The 18,176-nt window shown below is 62.1% G+C and carries 21 protein-coding genes; 13 read left to right on the top strand and 8 right to left on the bottom strand.

What is annotated here, in order from left to right; all coding sequences use genetic code 11:
• Nucleotides 1-771 carry an SDR family NAD(P)-dependent oxidoreductase gene (locus tag J8I29_RS24865; RefSeq protein WP_209433696.1) on the top strand — a complete coding sequence of 257 codons (771 nt, stop codon included), beginning with the start codon at nt 1-3 and terminating at the stop codon, nt 769-771.
• A 526-nt stretch (nt 772-1,297) separates the two neighbouring features.
• On the top strand, nt 1,298-1,513 hold the full coding sequence (locus tag J8I29_RS24860; protein ID WP_105860016.1) for a hypothetical protein: 216 nt from the start codon (nt 1,298-1,300) through the stop codon (nt 1,511-1,513).
• Between the two features lie 723 nt (nt 1,514-2,236).
• Here J8I29_RS24860 and J8I29_RS24855 read toward each other — a convergent pair.
• The 3 genes from J8I29_RS24855 to J8I29_RS24845 form a co-directional block, all read right to left on the bottom strand.
• Nucleotides 2,237-2,479, bottom strand: coding sequence for a DUF982 domain-containing protein (locus J8I29_RS24855; RefSeq protein ID WP_209433695.1), 243 nt, complete (start codon nt 2,477-2,479; stop codon nt 2,237-2,239).
• Nucleotides 2,480-2,536: 57 nt separating this feature from the next.
• Nucleotides 2,537-2,767: a DUF982 domain-containing protein gene (locus J8I29_RS24850; protein WP_209433694.1), complete on the bottom strand. Its 231-nt coding sequence runs from the start codon at nt 2,765-2,767 to the stop codon at nt 2,537-2,539.
• A gap of 158 nt (nt 2,768-2,925) precedes the next feature.
• Nucleotides 2,926-3,252, bottom strand: a complete 327-nt coding sequence (locus tag J8I29_RS24845) for a hypothetical protein (RefSeq protein WP_105860019.1) — start codon at nt 3,250-3,252, stop codon at nt 2,926-2,928.
• Between the two features lie 385 nt (nt 3,253-3,637).
• Between J8I29_RS24845 and J8I29_RS24840 the strand changes: the two genes are divergently transcribed.
• A complete protein-coding gene (locus J8I29_RS24840; protein WP_209433693.1) occupies nt 3,638-3,850 on the top strand; it encodes a hypothetical protein in 213 nt (70 codons plus the stop codon).
• Nucleotides 3,851-3,978: 128 nt separating this feature from the next.
• Complete coding sequence (locus tag J8I29_RS24835) at nt 3,979-4,263, top strand: hypothetical protein (RefSeq protein ID WP_105860021.1); 285 nt, start codon at nt 3,979-3,981, stop codon at nt 4,261-4,263.
• Between the two features lie 132 nt (nt 4,264-4,395).
• Here the strand turns inward: J8I29_RS24835 and J8I29_RS24830 are convergent, their stop codons facing one another.
• From J8I29_RS24830 to cyoA, 5 genes are all read right to left on the bottom strand, one after another.
• A complete protein-coding gene (locus tag J8I29_RS24830; RefSeq protein ID WP_209433692.1) occupies nt 4,396-4,722 on the bottom strand; it encodes a hypothetical protein in 327 nt (108 codons plus the stop codon).
• 147 nt (nt 4,723-4,869) lie between these two features.
• On the bottom strand, nt 4,870-5,262 hold the full coding sequence (cyoD, locus tag J8I29_RS24825) for a cytochrome o ubiquinol oxidase subunit IV (RefSeq protein ID WP_105860023.1): 393 nt from the start codon (nt 5,260-5,262) through the stop codon (nt 4,870-4,872).
• A 17-nt stretch (nt 5,263-5,279) separates the two neighbouring features.
• Nucleotides 5,280-5,975: a cytochrome c oxidase subunit 3 gene (locus tag J8I29_RS24820; RefSeq protein WP_209433691.1), complete on the bottom strand. Its 696-nt coding sequence runs from the start codon at nt 5,973-5,975 to the stop codon at nt 5,280-5,282.
• Nucleotides 5,972-7,984, bottom strand: a complete 2,013-nt coding sequence (locus J8I29_RS24815; RefSeq protein ID WP_209433690.1) for a cbb3-type cytochrome c oxidase subunit I — start codon at nt 7,982-7,984, stop codon at nt 5,972-5,974. Before J8I29_RS24815 ends, J8I29_RS24820 begins: the two co-directional genes overlap by 4 nt.
• 2 nt (nt 7,985-7,986) lie before the next feature.
• The gene (gene cyoA, locus J8I29_RS24810; RefSeq protein WP_209433754.1) at nt 7,987-8,913 is read right to left on the bottom strand and encodes a ubiquinol oxidase subunit II; all 927 of its coding nucleotides are present in this window, start codon (nt 8,911-8,913) and stop codon (nt 7,987-7,989) included.
• 826 nt (nt 8,914-9,739) lie between these two features.
• Here cyoA and J8I29_RS24805 point away from each other — a divergent pair.
• From J8I29_RS24805 to J8I29_RS24765, 9 genes are read left to right on the top strand one after another with little or no spacing between them, the layout of a single operon-like run.
• Nucleotides 9,740-11,512, top strand: a complete 1,773-nt coding sequence (locus tag J8I29_RS24805; RefSeq protein WP_280871140.1) for a methanol/ethanol family PQQ-dependent dehydrogenase — start codon at nt 9,740-9,742, stop codon at nt 11,510-11,512.
• Entirely contained in the window at nt 11,493-12,356 is an 864-nt protein-coding gene (locus J8I29_RS24800; protein ID WP_209433689.1) for a substrate-binding domain-containing protein, read from the top strand. Before J8I29_RS24805 ends, J8I29_RS24800 begins: the two co-directional genes overlap by 20 nt.
• Nucleotides 12,353-12,883, top strand: a complete 531-nt coding sequence (locus J8I29_RS24795) for a c-type cytochrome (protein WP_209433688.1) — start codon at nt 12,353-12,355, stop codon at nt 12,881-12,883. The genes J8I29_RS24800 and J8I29_RS24795 overlap by 4 nt, the downstream gene beginning before the upstream one ends.
• Nucleotides 12,880-13,893: a cytochrome c oxidase subunit II gene (coxB, locus tag J8I29_RS24790; protein WP_209433687.1), complete on the top strand. Its 1,014-nt coding sequence runs from the start codon at nt 12,880-12,882 to the stop codon at nt 13,891-13,893. Before J8I29_RS24795 ends, coxB begins: the two co-directional genes overlap by 4 nt.
• Complete coding sequence (gene ctaD / locus J8I29_RS24785) at nt 13,890-15,866, top strand: cytochrome c oxidase subunit I (protein ID WP_209433686.1); 1,977 nt, start codon at nt 13,890-13,892, stop codon at nt 15,864-15,866. Before coxB ends, ctaD begins: the two co-directional genes overlap by 4 nt.
• Entirely contained in the window at nt 15,863-16,468 is a 606-nt protein-coding gene (locus J8I29_RS24780; RefSeq protein WP_105860032.1) for a cytochrome c oxidase subunit 3, read from the top strand. The genes ctaD and J8I29_RS24780 overlap by 4 nt, the downstream gene beginning before the upstream one ends.
• Before the next feature lies 1 nt (nt 16,469).
• Nucleotides 16,470-16,811 (top strand): hypothetical protein, encoded by a 342-nt coding sequence (locus tag J8I29_RS24775; RefSeq protein WP_209433685.1) that lies wholly within the window; start codon nt 16,470-16,472, stop codon nt 16,809-16,811.
• The gene (locus J8I29_RS24770; RefSeq protein ID WP_348536156.1) at nt 16,799-17,686 is read left to right on the top strand and encodes a cytochrome c oxidase assembly protein; all 888 of its coding nucleotides are present in this window, start codon (nt 16,799-16,801) and stop codon (nt 17,684-17,686) included. Before J8I29_RS24775 ends, J8I29_RS24770 begins: the two co-directional genes overlap by 13 nt.
• Nucleotides 17,667-18,083 (top strand): c-type cytochrome, encoded by a 417-nt coding sequence (locus tag J8I29_RS24765; protein WP_209433684.1) that lies wholly within the window; start codon nt 17,667-17,669, stop codon nt 18,081-18,083. The genes J8I29_RS24770 and J8I29_RS24765 overlap by 20 nt, the downstream gene beginning before the upstream one ends.
• The last annotated feature ends 93 nt before the right edge of the window (nt 18,084-18,176 follow it).

Below are 18,176 nucleotides of genomic sequence, written 5' to 3'. Positions count from 1 at the left end.
ATGTCACGTATCTTCATTTCCGGATCATCCACCGGCCTTGGGATGATGGCGGCCGATCTGCTTGCCGCTCAAGACCATGAGATCGTCCTCCACGCCCGCAACGCAGCGCGCGCCGAGGCGGCCCGCAAAGAGCTACCCCAGGCGAAAGCCGTCGTAGTCGGCGATCTTGAGACCATCGAAGGCGCCAAGGACGTCGCGGCCCAGGTCAACGCGCTCGGCCGCTTCGACGCGGTCATGCACAATGCGGCGGTGGGCTATCGCGAGGGGCATCGGCTCACCGCCGATGGCCTGCCGCATGTCTTCGCAATCAACACGCTATCGGCCTATATCCTCACCGCGTTGATCCGGCGCCCGAAAAGACTCGTCTATCTCAGCTCTGGCATGCACCATCATGCACACGCCAATCTCGATGACATTCTGTGGAAGCAGCGTCGTTGGAATGGCTCGACCGCCTATGCTGAAAGCAAACTCCACGATGCGATGCTGGCGTTCGCGATCGCCCGGCGTTGGCCCGGCGTCTTCTCGAATGCGCTGGAGCCGGGCTGGGTGCCGACGAGGATGGGAGGACCGGGCGCGCCCGACGACATGAGCCAAGCGCATCTGACCCAGACCTGGCTCGTCGCCGGCGAGGATCCGAAGGCGGATGTCACCGGCCACTATTTCTATCATCTCCAGAGGATGGAACCGAACGCCGAGGCTCGTGATGAGGCGCTGCAGGATCGTCTGGTCGCCATCTGCGCCGAGATCTCGGGCATTGCTCTCGAGGCGTGATGTGGGAGGCATGCCCCCCGGAAGAGTTTGCGTGACGGGTTGTGGAGTGCACCCCAGAAGTGAGACACTCAAATTTAAGTGATAGGATTGTATGCGTTTCGGGCAAGCCGCGTCTCGACTGATGCAAGCAGAGGCCCGCCGCACGCGCCAGGCTCCCGTGCGAACCAGCAGCAATCGCCGCCGTTATGGCTTCGCCGAGCGTGCCTACGCTTCGGTCGGATGCGCGCTGCATTGCCGCGCTTCGGGTGCTCTTTGCAGGGCGTGTTTCGAGGTGAGGGAACAAACCGAGCTCAACGGCGTTAGATACCGTCGACTTCCGCGACAACCCAGACTTGCCCGCTCGCCCCCCGCGGCGGGCGATTTTTTCGAGGAGGTAGACGTTACGGCAGGATCGACAAAGGCTATCGAAGTGGTAGTCTTGTCGCAGGAGAGGACGCCAGCTTAACCATCGCTCATATCGCGTCAGGGTGTGAGCGCATGCTCGGTGCCAGCATAGGGCCGACTACACCTTAGAAGGACGACGCCCATGCCCCCGATTATCTGCCGCCTTAAACGCGCCTATGATCACCATGTGATCGCCGTTAACGTCGACCGCATTTGTTTTCTCGAGTCCAACGGTGACTCGACCACGATCTCCTTTAGCGAGAGCCATTTTGTCGTCGTCGACGGCGATCTTGATTCTGTGCAGAACAAGATCGAGGACTGCACGCGGTCTGCGCTGATAGCGCCACTAGCGGCATAATCGGCCCTCGCGTTGAAATGGCACTGCAATTGCATCGTGCGAGGACGTCGCCATTTCCGGCGCGATGTCGCGATACCCGGTGGCCCGCCGGCAACAGGGAATTGCCCTGGAGGTAACCCCGGCTTCTCGTTCCTTGCCGGAAAAAGCACCAGCGGGCCGTATTAATTTCATGGAACACATGGGCAGCGTTGAAGTTCGATGCGCGTGAGGTCGCGGATGCCCCGTGTTGACCCTGCTCCGACCTCGCAGAGCAAAGTCCGGCGGTCCGGTTTCTCGTGCTTCGCGCCTCCTAAGCATGAGGGCCGGGCCGCTTAGGATAAATGAAAAGCTCGGCCGGATTGGCGGCAGCCCCCGGCTTTCCGGATTTGCGAAGCGATATCATATACCGCGAGCGAGAGAGCTATGGCGCGTCCCTTCCGGAAGGTATGATGTGCGGCCGAGGAAGTCGAGCTCAACGGCTTTCCGGAGGTCCCGTCCCTGCAGGCCCAAACAGCGGCGGCATTTGCGGTGGATCCGGTAGGTCTGGCGGAATCGGAGTGCTGCCCGGAATTGGCGGGTCACTGGGAGGTTGGGGGTTCGGTTCCGGTATGGGCGCTGGGGTGGTCACTGGCGGAACAACGGGCGTCGGATCGGTTGGATCAGGCATCGCAATTCTCCCTGCCGGTCTCGAACTTCAACCGGATGACTCCAGATTTTCGGGTCCCCGGGGTGCTGTTCCATTGCCTATGGCATGGTTCGAAGTCCCGCATTGCGGCAGGCAAGGAAAAAGGCCGATCGGGCATCCTCGGCTGCCCGCACGCCCGTAAATGTCTCCTGGCAGACACGTCGCGCCCAAACGGCAATGCTCTCATCTCCGTCCGGCCATTCCTTCAACAGGAAGGTCGCGGCTTCGAGGGTCGAGCTGATAATGCGATATTGCCCGGGGGCCAGCTCAATTCTGACCGGGGCGCTCCAGCGGACGTCCATAGATCACCTCCGGCCTAGAAACGTTGGAGCCGCGTGTTGGTTCCTGACCCTGCGAACTTAGTCCAGAGCAATGACGCCGGCTTCCTTCGCAGCAAACAGGAATGCAGCTCTCGCCTCGTCAGGGTCTCGATGCCCCGCGATCGCTTCAGTGCAGGCGGCCTTAGCTAGGTCATAGGCTTTGCCCCCGCGGGCCGGCCAGTAGTCGGCAAGGTAGCTTGCTGCTTCATCCGCATCCCTGATCGTGAGGCCGTTCACTTCAACGGGGCTGGAAAAGGTTGCTTGTCCCATGGGGTATCTCCGCGATTCCAACACCGGTCGGGGCGCGGTCAAGCCCGGGAATTGAAACCCTGCCTCCAGGAGCTGTAGCGCTCCCCGAGGTCTTCAAACAAAACGGGACCGTTCGCATGCCGTCAGCCGCGCCCTACTCCGGTTATCGTCCCCTGCAGCTAAAAGCGCCGGTCCTCGCTGCGCAATGCGTTTGCGAGGGCGAAGCCGAGGAGAAAACTCACCACGCCGGCGGAAGACAAGAGCGTTGCAGCCGTTTTAGGATTCTCCCTTGCTGCATGGGACACGCGCTGCGCCTGCGCTCGCGCCTCGCGAAGAGTATCTCCGGTTCGATCGGCAGCTTCGAACATCGCCGAGCGTGTCCGTCCCCATGTATCGGAGCCGTGTTCCGACATGGCCTTGGCAAGGGTATTTATTTCCTTCCTCAGATCGGACACCTGCGTGTCGAACTCGCGGCGTAAATCATCGAGGGATAGTCTGTCAGCCATGATGTTCTCCCTGGTACCCGTCAAACCGGCGGCGAATGACTGTTTCGCCGGACATTCGGATATCCCAACCAACACAGCTTCATCCTGTTCCAGCGCCGATCGAATTGGGCGGGCCTATAGCGTTTTGCGATTAGACGGAGTCACCTAGAATCGCAAAGACGCGTCATAACAATGAATTAGAGCAAATAAGCGTTCACGCTTGAACGCGCTTTGCTCTAGCGTTCGCAACGGGAGAGGTGCGCGCGTGACAAATGGCGTCGCCGTTCCGGCATTGCCGAACTCGCTCACGCTCTTTCGCGGGTCCGGATTGCGTCACTCTTCGGGAACGTCCGGGGAACGTCATTCTTCCTGAGGAGTTTGAACAGATACTCGGCGGAGAATGCTGATGAACACAGAAGAGCTCGAGGTGGAACTCGTAGAAATCAGCTGGGCATGCTTCATCTGCAAGAGGCTGGTTTTTGCCACGCCCGTCGACGGGACCGACGAACTCGAAATGGCTGTCCCTGCCTCCTGTTGCCACCCCGCCAGATGCTTTGAATTAGCCGAAGCGATGATGTTGTCCCCGGCCGTCGCCTCAGACAAATACCCCCGCCAGTGACGACGCGAATTTCAGCTCGATCGCACGCGCATCGGGGCGGTTCGTGTGGAAAAGGGCGGGCCCCGGCCGGGAAGTTCAGCGATGCCACAGCCTCTGCCAAATCCTTCCGGACGTAGGAGACCGATCGCATGAATTTTTCCCGCGCCGGCAATCAGATTATGATCGGATTCAAGGGATCCTGTTTGGCCATCACCTTCGGACGGCATACCCGTTGGCAGATCGACAATGAGATCAAGCCTTTGTTCGGCCAGGGCGGCCGAACGATGATTGTCGCCGTCCCGGACGTGCCCCTGACCACCCGCCGCAGCATCCGTACCAAGCGCTACTGGATGCCGTTCATCCAGATCATCTGGGCGGTCACCGAGCGGGACGAGATCTTCATTCCGGTCCTGGAGCAGGAGCCTTTCGAGTGACACAAGATCCGTCCGCCGATCTGCCGTTTGGAATGAGTTAGAGGCGTTCGGTCATTGTCAGGGAAACGGCCCGTCGTCGGATTGTCATCACCTGAACGGTGCGGTGCCGGCCGCTGCGATCGTTTCGGGCCTTCAGCGCAGGCCCTGCCTGTCGACGAGGATGCGGTGGATCTCGATCCGCTCGGGCAGCTCGATCAGGAATTCGGCATCGCGCTCCAGATGGTGGACCTTCGTCGGCTCCCCTTTTGTGAAAGCGGTCATGGCGTCCATGCTGGCCCAGTAGGATATGGTGGTGAACCAAGTCTCCGTCTCTCCATCCTCCCGGAATAACTGCACCCCGAGTGCGGTCTTCTCAAGCGGCGGAATGCCTTCGGCACGCAAGTAAGGCTCGTAAACATCGGCGATCTCCCTTCGCGTGCGACCGCGCCAGATACGCGCGATGGTTGGCTTGGCGGGCATGTCGGTCTCCTTTCCTTCCTTGCACTGGCGGGGGCGGCCGGAAACGGATTTCAGCCGGAATGATGCAACGATCAGGTATGACTGTGGCCGGGGAAGCCGCGAATGTGTGGCCGCATGTTTTTCCCGGACTGTCTTCGGCTTCGTCAGTTAATGCTGCATCTGCTCCATTCGCTCCATAGGCATCATGTTGAGCGCCAGGTGGCCCATGATCCATATCGAACCGAGGACGATCAGGAAGACCACCAGGACACCAAAGGCGAGCGCCAATACATTGTTGGTGTTGTCCGGCCCGGTCGTAATATGGAGGAAGAAGACCAGATGGACACCCATCTGAGCGATGGCGAGTACAAGAAGCGCTGCTGGTATGGCCGGTGCGTAGATGATGGGCCGTCCGGCCAGAAGAAAGGCCGCGGCGGTCAGCAGGATCGACAATCCCAGACCCAGATTGGCATTGCGCACCCAATGTCCGCTGTCCTCCCGAGGCTCATCGCCGGGAGCGTGGTCTGCCAGGTCGGTCGCTGCGCCGGGATGACGATGCATGTCCGATTCAGATCTGCTCATGCGCGAACTCCCATGAGATAGACGATCGTGAAAATGCCGATCCAGACGATGTCCAGGGCGTGCCAGAAGAGATTGAAGCAGATCAGCCGGTGAATGATCTCCGGACGAAATCCCTTGATCTGGATCTGAGCCATCATGGTGGCGAGCCAAAGTCCGCCGGCGGTCACATGCAAGCCGTGCAGGCCTACCAGGCCGAAGAAAGAGGTTAGCATTCCGCTGCGCTGGGGCGTGATGTCTTGGGCGGCGAGTTCGACGAATTCATGCAATTCCAGCAGAACGAACAGCAATCCCAGAAATCCGGTGAGGGCCAGAAAGACCTGAGTCCACAGGATGCTCCTGGCATTGGTGGCGGCGAACGACAGCATGCAGGTATAGCTGGAGAGCAGGAGCGCCGCCGTTTCGAAGCCGACCCGCCGCACGTCGACGATCTGCGCGATGGTGGGACCGCCGGCGCTCGCCTCCCGTTGCACCGCAAAGGCAGCGAAAAAGCAGGAGAAAATCACGATATCGCTGAGAAGATAGATCCAGAAGCCATAGCCGACGAGGATTCGCTTTTGGGCGGGCCCGGTCGTGCCATGACCGGCGCCCGCAGCGGGCGCGTCGCCGCCGTGGCTGCGATGGCCAAGTCGATGAGGATCTTCGCGAACACGCCGAAGAGCTTCGACGCTGGCTGGCAGCCCGGCATTGGTCATGACGCCGGCTCCTGGCGGGCGAGCCGTTCGAGGAGGGCTTCCCGCGCCGCCCGTCGGGCACGATCCACACGCGCGACCACGTCGCTGGGCACCTCGAACTCGTTTACGTCACGCCAGGCGAAGACCACGAAACCCGCGAAAGCCGCAGCCAGGGCCGCGATCGCCAGCCACCAAATATACCAGATCATTGCAAAGCCGAAGACGGAGGCAAAAAACGCCGTGTAAACCCCGACGGGGCTGTTCAGCGGCATTTCGATCGGTCGGTATTCCGGTTCGGGGGATAGTTGCTGGGACTCCACCGCGCGCAGCTTGATGCCCCAATAGGCTTCCTCGCCCTCGACATTTGGCATGACGGCGAAGTTGAAGAAAGGCGGCGGTGACGGCGTCGCCCATTCCAACGAACGGCCGTCCCACGGGTCGCCCGTCACATCGCGCAGACGGTCGCGCTGGCGGACACTGACCACCAGCTGCACAACCTGCGAGATCGCGCCCAGGACAAGTATGCCGATGCCCACCACGGACAAGGAAAGCCAGGGACTCCATTCCGGGAAATTGATGTGCTGCAGGCGCCGCGTCATTCCCTCCAATCCCAGCACGTAGAGCGGCGTGAAGGTTACCCAGAAGCCGATGAACGCGAACCAGAAGGCTGCTTTGCCCCAGCCCGCGTGCAGACGAAAGCCGAAGGCTTTCGGAAACCAGAATTCGATGCCTGCAAAGATGCCAAACACCACTCCGCCGATGATCACATTATGAAAATGCGCCACCAGGAACATGGAATTGTGCGTCAGGAAGTCCGCCGGCGGGATTGCAAGCAACACGCCCGTCAATCCGCCGATCACGAAGGTGAAGACGAACCCCATTGACCACAGCATGGGCACCTCGAACCGGACACGGCCCCCATACATGGTGAAGATCCAATTGTAGATCTTCACGCCGGTGCCCACCGCGATGATGCTCGACGAGATGCCGAAGAAGGTGTTGACCGCTGCGCCGGCTCCCATGGTGAAGAAATGGTGCAGCCAGACCAGCATGGAAACGACGCAGATGAACAAGGTGGCGGCCACCATCGAGCGGTAGCCGAAAAGCGGCTTGCCGGAGAAGGTCGAGAAGATCTCCGAAAAAATGCCGAAGGCCGGCAGGACGAGGATGTAGACTTCCGGATGTCCCCACGCCCAGATGAGGTTCACGAACATCATCGGATTGCCGCCTGCTGTGTTCGTGAAGTAATGCCAGCCGGCATATCGGTCCAAGGTCAGCATCGCGAGCGTAGCGGTCAGGATCGGAAATGCTGCCACGATCAAAAGGCACGAGGCCAATGCGGTCCAGCAGAACACCGGCATGCGAAGATAGCTCATGCCGTGGCACCGCATCTTCAGCACGGTGGTGACGATGTTGATCCCGGTGATCAGCGTTCCTATTCCCGAGATCTGAACGGCCCACAAATAATAGTCGACGCCGACACCGGGGCTGTAGGTGGTCTCGCTCAGCGGCGGGTAGGGCAGCCAGCCGGTGCGGGCGAACTCCCCGATGAAGAGGGACAGGTTGACGAGCAGGGCGCCGCTCGCGGTCAGCCAGAACCCCACCGAATTGAAGGTTGGAAAGGCGACATCGCGCACGCCGAGCTGGAGCGGCACGAGAAAGTTCATGAAGCCGAGCACCAGAGGCATGGCCCCGAACAGGATCATGATCGTGCCATGGGCCGTAAAGATCTGGTTGTAGTGCTCAGGCGGGAGATAGCCTTCGGCATTGATGGCGACGGCTTGTTGCGTGCGCATCATGATTGCATCGGCAAAGCCTCGGATGAGCATCAAGACACCGAGAAGGCAGTACATGATGCCGATTCGTTTGTGGTCCACGCTGGTGATCCACTCGCGCCAAAGATAGGGCCACCAGCCCTTGATGATGACCAATGCCAGCACGCCGAACCCAAGCAGGATCACCACGCCCGATGTGACCAGGGGAATGGGTTGGGACAAGGGGATCGCCGTCAGGTCCAGCTTGCCGAACATGCTCAATCCTTTCCGCCTGCTGAAAGCTCGCGCCCGGCATGCGGGGAATTGCCGGGCATCGGTCCCGGTCCGGGCGGAAGCGCCTGTGTGGCCACGGCGTCAAAGAGGCCGGGATCGGTGAGCCGGTAGGACGTCGGCGGAACACGCTGGCTCTGGCGCAGGAGTCCGGCGTAGACGTTTTTATCCAGGATCGGGGCTGCGGTGACGATGTTGTCCACCCAATGCCCGAACTCGATGCCGGGAACGCTCCTGACCTGAAACTGCATGTCGGAAAAGCCGTCGCCCGAAAATTGCGCTGAGGTCCCCCAGATCTGGGCAGGACTGTCCGCCTGAAGATGCAGCCGAGAGACCATGCCGGGCATCGCGTAGATCATCGAGCCCAGGCGCGGGATAAAGAAAGTATTGAAGACGCTCGCCGAAGTGATGGAGAAACGAACGGGCGTGCCGACGGGAACGACCAGCTCATTGACGGAAGCAACGCCGTATTGGGGATAGATGAACAGCCATTTCCAGTCGAGCGAGACGACCTGCACCTCGAGGGTCGGTTCCCTGGAGGACAGAGGTGCAAACGGATCGAGCTTGTGGGAACCGATCCAGATCAGCCCGCCGATGAACATGATCGTCAGAATCGGAATCGACCAGACGACCGCTTCGATCCTGCCGGAATAGGACCAGTAGGGCAGATATTCAGCAGCCTTGTTGGAGGCGCGGTAACGCCACGCCATCCAGAAAGCCAAGATGATCGTGGGAATTACGATGACCAGCATGACCACGGTTGCGTCGACGAGTATCTCGGCATCGGCCGCCCCGACAGGACCTAACGGATTTAGGACCCCGGAGCAGGATGGCAGGCACAAGGCGCAAGACCCGAGCGCGGCTCCCCGGAGAGGCCAGCCAGACGCCGATAGTGGTTGTTGTGCGCTGCGCATCCCGGAGGCCTTCGATTGCAGCGTTCCCAACAAGAGTGGGGAGCATCCGTTCCATCGCCGTTCCACAATCGTGGGTAACGGCGTGATCTGCGAGCCGGCGGCCCCGGGGGGCTCTTCGCGGGCTACGCGCAGATGGCCGCTGAAGGGACCATGGCCTTCATCGCCCGGGCCAGGCCGCATTCCGGCTCACGCATCTTTTTTGGCGATGCTGAGGGCATTCGCGTCAGCCTATAGGCAGTGGCAGGTTTCCAGCAGGAACCACACTCCCAATCCGTATGGAACCGACAAAAGTCCCAGCGCCAGCCAATAGCCTGGCTGCCCCATGACGGCGAAATCGGATCGAAGCTGCTCCATGAGGTGTCGAACACGGCGCCACCACAATCGTTCCTTCCAGGAGGGGCGACACTTTCGCAGCTGCCGATCCCAGCCGTCTCCCGGCGGGGACGAGGCTGTTACAGGTCGTCCCCGCGAAGGAAAGCCGCGCAGCAGGAACAAAGCAGCGACTTGTCCGTTCGGTGGGGCTCAGCAGGGCGATCAGCGTGCCTGATGGTGACGATGACCCGTGCACCGTCCGGCGTCGACCGTTCATGCTGCCATCGAACAATGATGCTTCAACGCCATGCATCGTCGCGAGTTTCGTCACCGGCTCTGGACCTCCCGGTCCCGGCCGTCGTCGCGCCGCCGCAGGATGCGGCCGGCGCCGGAGGCAGACTTTGAAATGACGCCAGTCGTGCGATTCAGAGCACCATATGATGCCCCGGCACGAACCGGCTGCCCGGCGTCGAGCCGGGCTTATGTTCTGCCGGTTGTCGTCACGGCTTTGCTTCTGCTCGGCATCCCATTGCCGGCCGTCGCCTCGGAAACGCTTCCGGCGCCGGCGATTTCGCCGCCCGCGGCCGCCGCGCCGCCCGAAGACGGGCAATGGACGATGCCGGCCAAAAACTACGCTTCGACACGCTATAGCGAGCTCGCGGAAATCAACGAGGACAACGTCAAGAATCTGGAGGTGGCCTTCACCTTCTCCACCGGTGTGAACAAAGGCCAGGAAGCTGCGCCGCTCGTGGTGGGCAGCACGATGTATATCGTGACGCCGTTTCCCAATTTCGTCTACGCGCTGGATCTCGCCAAGCCGGGCGCACCGATGAAATGGAAATACGAGCCCACGCCCGACCTCGCGGCCCAGGGAGTTGCTTGCTGCGACGTGGTCAATCGCGGCGCGGCCTTTTCCGACGGCCGCCTCTTCTTCAACACGCTCGATGGCCACACCATCGCGCTCGATGCGAACACCGGGAAGCCGATCTGGAACGCTCATCTCGGCAATATCAACATCGGCGAGACCATCACCATGGCGCCGCTGGTGGTGAAGGGCAAGGTTCTGGTCGGCAATTCCGGCGGTGAGATGGGCGTACGCGGCTGGGTCAAAGCGCTCGACGCCGGCGACGGGCACCTGATCTGGACGGCGTTCGCGACCGGCCCTGACGAGGACGTGCTGATCGGGTCCGATTTCAAGCCATACTACGATGGGGACAAGGGCAAGGACCTCGGCGTGACCACATGGCCGCCCGAGGCCTGGAAAATCGGCGGCGGCAACATGTGGGGATGGATCTCCTACGATCCCGACCTCGATCTGATCTTTCACGGCACCGGCAATCCCGGGCCCTGGAACCCGGATTTGCGCCCTGGCGACAACAAGTGGACCGCGGGCATTTTTGCGCGCGATCCCGATACCGGTGCGGCGAAATGGTTCTATCAGTGGACCCCGCACGACCTCCATGATTATGACGGCGTCAATGAGCAGATCCTGCTCGACATGAACTGGCGCGGCAGGACCCGCAAGGTGCTCGTCCGGCCGGAGCGCAATGGCTACATCTACATATTGGACCGGACCACCGGCGAGGTTCTTTCGGCAACGCCATACGGACCTGTCAATTCAAGCAGGGGTGTGGATCTCAAGACGGGCCGCCTTATCGTAAATCCAGACAAGCAGACCGGTACCGGCAAAGTCGTTCGAAATATCTGCCCGACGGCCTCCGGTCTCAAGGACTGGCAGCCTTCCGCATTTTCTCCGAAGACCGGCCTGCTCTACATCCCGCATAACAATCTATGCATGGATGAAGAAGGCGTCGAGGTGAACTACATCGCCGGTACGCCCTATGTCGGCATGAATGTTCGCATGGTACCCGGTCCCGGCGGCAATCGCGGCGCCTTCACGGCCTGGGACATCGCCGCGGAGAAGCCGGCCTGGAGTATCAAGGAGAATTTTCCGGTCTGGAGCGGCGCGGTCGTGACTGCCGGCAATGTCGTGTTTTACGGAACCATGGAGGGTTGGTTCAAGGCCGTCAGCGCAAAGACCGGCGCGTTGCTTTGGCAATTCAAGACGTCTTCCGGGATCATCGGCCAGCCCATCACCTATCGCGGCCCCGACGGGCACCAATATGTCGCCATTCTGTCGGGAGTCGGCGGCTGGGCCGGCGCGATCGTCTCCGGCGATCTCGACCCGCGCGACGCTACCGCGGCACTCGGTTTCGCCAATGCCATGAAGGACTTGAAAACCGCGACCACGGCAGGAGGCACGCTTTATGTGTTCCGACTGCGCTGATCCACGCAAGACGACAGGGAGGCCGGGCGCACACAGGCGACTACAGGCCACCGTCACGGCTTTTGCAATCGCGCTCGGCGCGGCGGCGGCCGATGCGCGCGATCTCAGAGCCTGCGCCGATCCGAACAACATGCCCTTTTCCAACGCGGCCGGCCAGGGCTTCGAGAACAGGATCGCCGAGATCGTGGCCGCCGACCTCGGCGCCAAACTGTCCTACACATGGTGGGCGCAGCGCCGGGGCTTCGTTCGCAATACTCTGAAAGCCGGGCTCTGCGATCTGGTGCTCGGCACCCCGACCAATCTCGAAATGCTGCGCACCACGGCGCCGTATTACAGATCGTCCTATGTCTTCGTCACGCGAGCGAAGGATGCGGACATCACGTCCTTCGACGATCCGCGCCTGCGCCATATGCGCATCGGCGTGCAGTTGATCGGTGACGACGGCAGCAACTCGCCGCCTGTCCAGGCGCTCGGCCGACGCGGGATCGTCGGCCATCTCATCGGCTACCCGGTCTATGGCGACTATTCCGCGCCCAACCCCGCGGCCCGCATCGTCCAGGCGGTGGCCGGCGGGGACATCGATCTGGCGGTGGTCTGGGGACCTCTCGCCGGTTATTTCGCCGGACAGCAGAAGGTCCCGCTCCGGATCACGCCGGTCGCGCCTGCCATGGACGGACCGCTGCTGCCGATGACCTACGACATTTCCATGGGCGTGCGGCGCGAAGACGATGCGATGCGCAGCGAAGTCGATGCAGCCCTCACCCGGCACAAGGCTGAGATCGATGGGATCCTGGCGCGATATGGCGTGCCGCTGTTGCCTGCCACCGCGAGCGCAGCGCCATGAGGCCGGGCGGCCCCTTGCTGCTGGCTGCGGCGCTGGCACTTCCGGCGTGCCAGCGCGAAGAGCGCGAGACGCGTCCGCAACCTCCGTTCGGATCCGTGCAGCCCGCCCCGGTCACCACGCTGGAGGCCGGAGGCCAGACACCTGCTGCCGGGTCCAGCAAGGCGGCACGCTTCGAGGCCAATGCCTTTCATCTCAGCGAAGGCAAACGCCTGTTCAGCTGGTTCAACTGCTCGGGATGCCATGCCAATGGCGGCGGCGGCATGGGCCCGGCCTTGATGGACGAAAAATGGCTCTATGGCAGCTCGATCGAAAGCATCCATGCCACGATCCGCGACGGCCGTCCGAACGGCATGCCGAGCTTCGGCACCAAAATCCCCGACGATCAGATCTGGGAGCTTGCCGGCTATGTGCGCTCGCTGAGCGGGAACGCACCTTCCGCCGCCGCGCCCTCCCGCAATGACGACATGATGGTGCATCCGGCCGAAAATCGTATGCCGGATGCCGCGACGCTGGGGAAATCGCCGTGAGGAGCCTCGCCTCGGCGGCATTTGCCACCGCCTGCCTGTTGTGTCTGCAAGGATGCGCGGGGTGGCAGTCGGCGCTCGATCCCAAAGGGCCCGCCGCCAATGAGCTGGCTTGGCTTATCTGGTTCTTCACAGGGCTTTGCACCCTTGTCTGGGTGCTGTTGATGGTCACCCTCATCGCGCCTCTGCTGATGCGGCAGCGCGGCGGCACCGAGCCGCTGGCACTCGATATCGGTGCGGAGCGCCGCAAATTACGCATGGTCGGAGCCGCCACCGGACTAACCGCCATGATCCTGATCGGCCTCACCGTGCTGAGCTTTTTCGCCAACAGGACGCTCGCCGCGATCGGTTCGGATGCCGCCCTGACCATCCGGGTGACGGGACACCAATGGTGGTGGGAGGTTCGCTATGAGGATGCCACGCCCAGCCGCATTCTGACGACCGCCAACGAGATCCACATACCGGCCGGGGAGCCGGTGCGGCTTCTTCTGACCTCGACGGACGTGATCCACTCCTTCTGGGTCCCGAGCCTTGCGGGCAAGCTGGACCTCATCCCCGGCCATTTGAACGTGCTGGATATCAAAGCGGACAGGCCCGGCGTCTATCGCGGCCAATGCGCCGAGTTCTGTGGTGCGCAGCACGCCAATATGGGCACCTTCATTATCGCTGAGCAGCGGACAAAATTCGATGCCTGGTGGAATGACCAGCTGAAGGCGGCCGCTGCACCGGCAAGCGAGGAGGCCAAGGCCGGCGCCGAGCTGTTTATCAAGCGTCCGTGCGTGATGTGCCACACCATACGCGGCACGCCCGCAGGGGGAAGGGTCGCCCCCGACCTTACCCACATCGCCAGCCGCCAAACGCTCGCCGCCGGAACACTGACGATGAGTCGAGGCAATCTCGCCGCCTGGATAGCCGATCCGCAGGGCGCCAAGCCCGGTGTCCATATGCCGATGGTCGAGCTCGATGGCGACCAACTCAATCAGATCGTCGCCTATCTGGAGGGCCTGAAATGAGCCGCGCCGGCTTTATAAGCGGGCGCGGCCTGCCGCCCGCGCACGAGGCGGCCTCCGAAAGAGAGGCTACGCCGAAACCTGACCGTCTCCGCGATACCGAGATGGACGACGCCAGCCTGCATCGCTGGCTCACCCGGACCTGGCGCACGCCGCCCGGTCTCATCGGGGCGCTGGCGAGCGTCGACCACAAGGTCATCGCGCGGCGCTATCTCATCACCGCATTCGTCTTTCTGTGCCTGGGCGGGCTCAACGCCGTCGTCATGCGCCTCCAGCTTTCCGGCCCCCAACGCGGACTGATCGGGCCGGATCTCTACAACCAGCTGTTCACGATGCACGGCGTCACCATGATGTTCCTGTTCGCCGTGCCGGTCGTGCAGGCGAGCGGCCTCTATCTGGTGCCGCTGATGGTCGGCACGCGCAACATCGCCTTTCCCCGCCTGAACGCGTTCGGCTACTGGGTCTATGTTTCCGGCGGGCTCTTTGCCTGGGTCTCGTTTGCTCTCTCGATGGCGCCCGATGTCGGATGGTTCGCCTATGTGCCCCTGTCCGGGCCGGAGTTCGGGCCAGGCAAGCGCGCCGACGTGTGGGCACAGATGATCACCTACACGGAAGTCTCGTCGTTGGCCGTCGCTGTCGCGACCATCGTCACCGTGCTCAAGCAGCGCGCGCCCGGCATGTCGCTGGACAAGATCCCGGTCTATGTCTGGGCCATGCTGGTGACTTCCTTCGTCGTGGTTTTCGCCATGCCGGCGGTGATGATCACCTCGACTTTCCTGATCCTCGACCGGCTTGTCGGCACCCACATCTTCAATCCGGCCGAAGGCGGCGATGTCCTCCTGTTCCAGCATCTGTTCTGGTTCTTTGGACACCCCGAGGTCTACATCATCTTCCTGCCCGCGACCGGCATGGTTTCGGCGATCATTCCCGTCTTCGCGCGGCGACCGGTGTTCGGATATCTTGGCCTGGTTCTGTCGCTGATCGCGGTCGGTTTCCTGTCGTTCGGCCTATGGGTCCACCACATGTTCGCGACGGGGCTGCCGAAGCTGGGGGCAAGCTTCTTCACCGCCTCGAGCATGTTGATCGCGATTCCCAATGGACTGCAGATCTTTTGCTGGGTGGCCACGCTTTGGGACGGCAGGCCGATGATCCGAACGCCCCTGCTTTTCGTCTTAGGCTTCTTTTTCATCTTCGTCATCGGGGGGCTCACCGGCGTCATGCTCGCCTCGGTGCCGCTCGACCTGCAGGTGCACGACACCTATTTCGTCGTGGCGCATTTTCACTATGTGCTGATCGGAGGATCGGTCTTTCCACTGCTTGGGGCAGCCTATTTCTGGTTCCCCAAGTTCACCGGCCGTATGATGAGCGAGCGCTGGGGGCGGCGGCATTTCTGGCTGGCTTTCATCGGTTTCAACGCTGCCTTCTTCCCCATGCACATCGTTGGTTTGTGGGGCATGCCGCGAAGGATCTACACCTATCCGGCCGAACTCGGCTGGGGCAATATCAACCTGTTCATCACCGCCGGGGCCGTTCTCTTCTTTTCGAGCTTTCTGCTGTTCATCTTCAATCTTGTGCATGGAGCGCTGAAGGGCGCGCCGGCCGGCGACAATCCCTGGGACGCCGGCACGCTGGAATGGGCAACGCCGTCGCCACCCCCGAGCTATAATTTCGAGCGCATTCCCGTCGTCGCCCACGCCGAGCCGCTCTGGGCCGAACGCGAGATAATGCCGGTGGCAACGGGGCTTCGCGTCGATGCGCGTGAGATCCTGGTTTCGACGGTGGCGGACGCCCAGCCCGACATCCGCGAAAAATCGGCAGGGCCGTCACTCTGGCCCCTGCTTGCAGCCGCGGCCGTGGGGGGCACCTTCCTTTATTCGATCTTCACGCCATGGGCGATCGTCTGGGGCGCCCTCCCGCTCGCTGTCACCCTGATCGGCTGGTTCTGGCCCAAGGGCAATCCGGAGGACGAGGAATGAAGCAACGCCCGGCCTCGGATGTCTCCGCCCTTCCGACCTTTGGGCATGGTTCGCGCAGCACGACCTGGTGGGGCACGCTCGGCTTCATGGCCCTGGAAGGCACCGGCTTCGCGCTGGCAGCCGGCACCTATCTCTATCTGGCGTTGACATGGCCCGAATGGCCGCTAGGGGCCGCGGCACCAAACCATTGGCCGGGAACGATCGTAACAATGTTGCTGATTGTCAGCATGGTTCCGAACCACGTTCTGAACGGCCATGCCAAGCAATGCGCGATCGTGCCGGTGCGGATCGGCCTGGTTGTCATGTCGCTGTTGGGCATCGCGCCGCTGGTCGTGCGCTGGTTCGAGTTTCCGGCGTTGAACATTTACTGGGACACGAATGCCTACGGCTCGATGCTGTGGGTGCTGCTCGGGCTGCACACCACGCACCTGATCACCGATGTCGGCGACACGATCGTGCTGACGGTGCTGATGTTTACGCGTCATGGCCACAGCGGCCGGCGCTTCGGCGATGTCGGCGACAACGTCTTCTACTGGGATTTCGTGGTGCTGACCTGGATCCCGATCTATCTGCTCATCTACTGGCTACCGAGGCTCGAATGACATGCGCACGTCGCCTTTGGGAACATCCTGGAGCGGTCTTCTAGCCGGGCCCTTGGCCTGGGCCACCTCGACGCAGCTGAACTACGCGCTGGTGCCCTGGCAGTGCGATCATCGGGTCGCCGTTGTGCTTCCCGTGGCACTGCCGCTTGCTTTGCTTTCGCTTCTGGGCGGTGCTTCGTCCTGGTGGGCCAAGCGCCGGAGCGGCGCCGGTTTGCAATCGGGCCGCAAACGCAGCACCGAGAATTTCATTGCTGATCTCGGCATATTGGCGGCTCTTCTGTTTGCCCTGGTCATCGTCATGCAGGGCAGCGCCTCGCTCGTTCTCGACGGGTGCCTGCGATAAGACCCGACCCGTTCTTCTCCACCTCGATCTGCTACGGTGCCGGCGCGCCCGACCCTGGTTGGACGCTTGCGTTTCCCATCACCCTGCCGCTGGTGGCGTTGGCTCTCATCTATGCTGTCGGGGCGAGGCGATTGTGGAACCGCAGCGCCCGAGGCCGGCCCCGGCTGATACGGCGGGCTCTGGTGTTCACGGCTGGATGGAGCGTGCTGACGGGAGCACTGGTCAGCCCGATCCATGCGCTTGGCGAACAGGTATTTGCCGCGCATATGATCGAGCATGAACTGCTGATGGCGGTGGCGGCGCCACTTCTCGTCGCCTCGGCCCCGGCGGCAGCCCTGATCTGGGCGTTACCCGCTCCGCTCCGGCGCGCCGCAGGCAGGCTCACACACGGCGGCGCTCCAAAGGCGGTCTGGGCCTTTCTCACTTCGCCGCTCAACGCCACCATCATTCACGGCATCGCAATCTGGGCCTGGCACATACCGGTTCTGTTCGAGGCGGCACTCGAGCGAGGCGTGCTGCATTATGCGCAGCATGCGAGCTTCCTCGGCACAGCCTTGCTGTTCTGGTGGGGGCTCATGCCGCGCGCCGGTACACGGCACAGCTATGGCAGCGCCGTATTGCATCTCTTTGTTACATCGCTTCATACCGGCCTGCTCGGCGTCCTGCTGCTGCTCTCACCCAGACCCTGGTATTTGGAGAACGCCGCCGGCGCCGGGCTGTGGAGGCTGACGCCGATCGAGGATCAGCAACTCGCCGGTCTGGTGATGTGGGTTCCCGCTGGCCTCATCTATGGCGGTGCCGCTTTGCTGCTGGCAGGGCTCTGGATCCGAAAGAATGGAAGCAGGGAGGTGGTGAATGCCCCCCGCCCAGTCTAGACCTGCCGTGAAGGCCGCCGGCGTTCTCATTCTCCTGATAACACTGGTCGGGACGGTGATCTGGTGGCCCGCTCAGGGCGAACATGGCACGCTCGAAGCGGATTCGGCCACCGGCGGCGTGGCCGCACGGGCCATTCCCATCATGGCGGCAAATGGCTGCTCTGGTTGTCACACGATTAAAGGTGTTCCGGGTGCGAAAGGCCAAGTCGGCCCGCGGCTCGATGCCAGCTTTGCCGACCGGGTCTTCGTCGGCGGCGTGCTGGCGAACAATCCGAAGAACCTGATCCGATGGATCCGTGCTTCCAGGGAGATCAACCCGCACACCGCCATGCCGTCGACCGGGATCACCGAGCAGCAGGCGCGCGACATCGCCGCCTATCTCTACGCCTTGAAGTGATCAGCGCGAAGGCTCGGAGCTCCGTCCGCGGCCGGACAATGCCAACGCTGAAAGCCCGCCTTGGTTTCACAACAAGACGGGCTTTCGAGACTC

The organism is Labrys sp. LIt4, assembly GCF_017813775.1.
Taxonomy (GTDB): domain Bacteria; phylum Pseudomonadota; class Alphaproteobacteria; order Rhizobiales; family Labraceae; genus Labrys; species Labrys okinawensis_A.
This window is presented reverse-complemented; position numbering and strand designations above follow the sequence as displayed.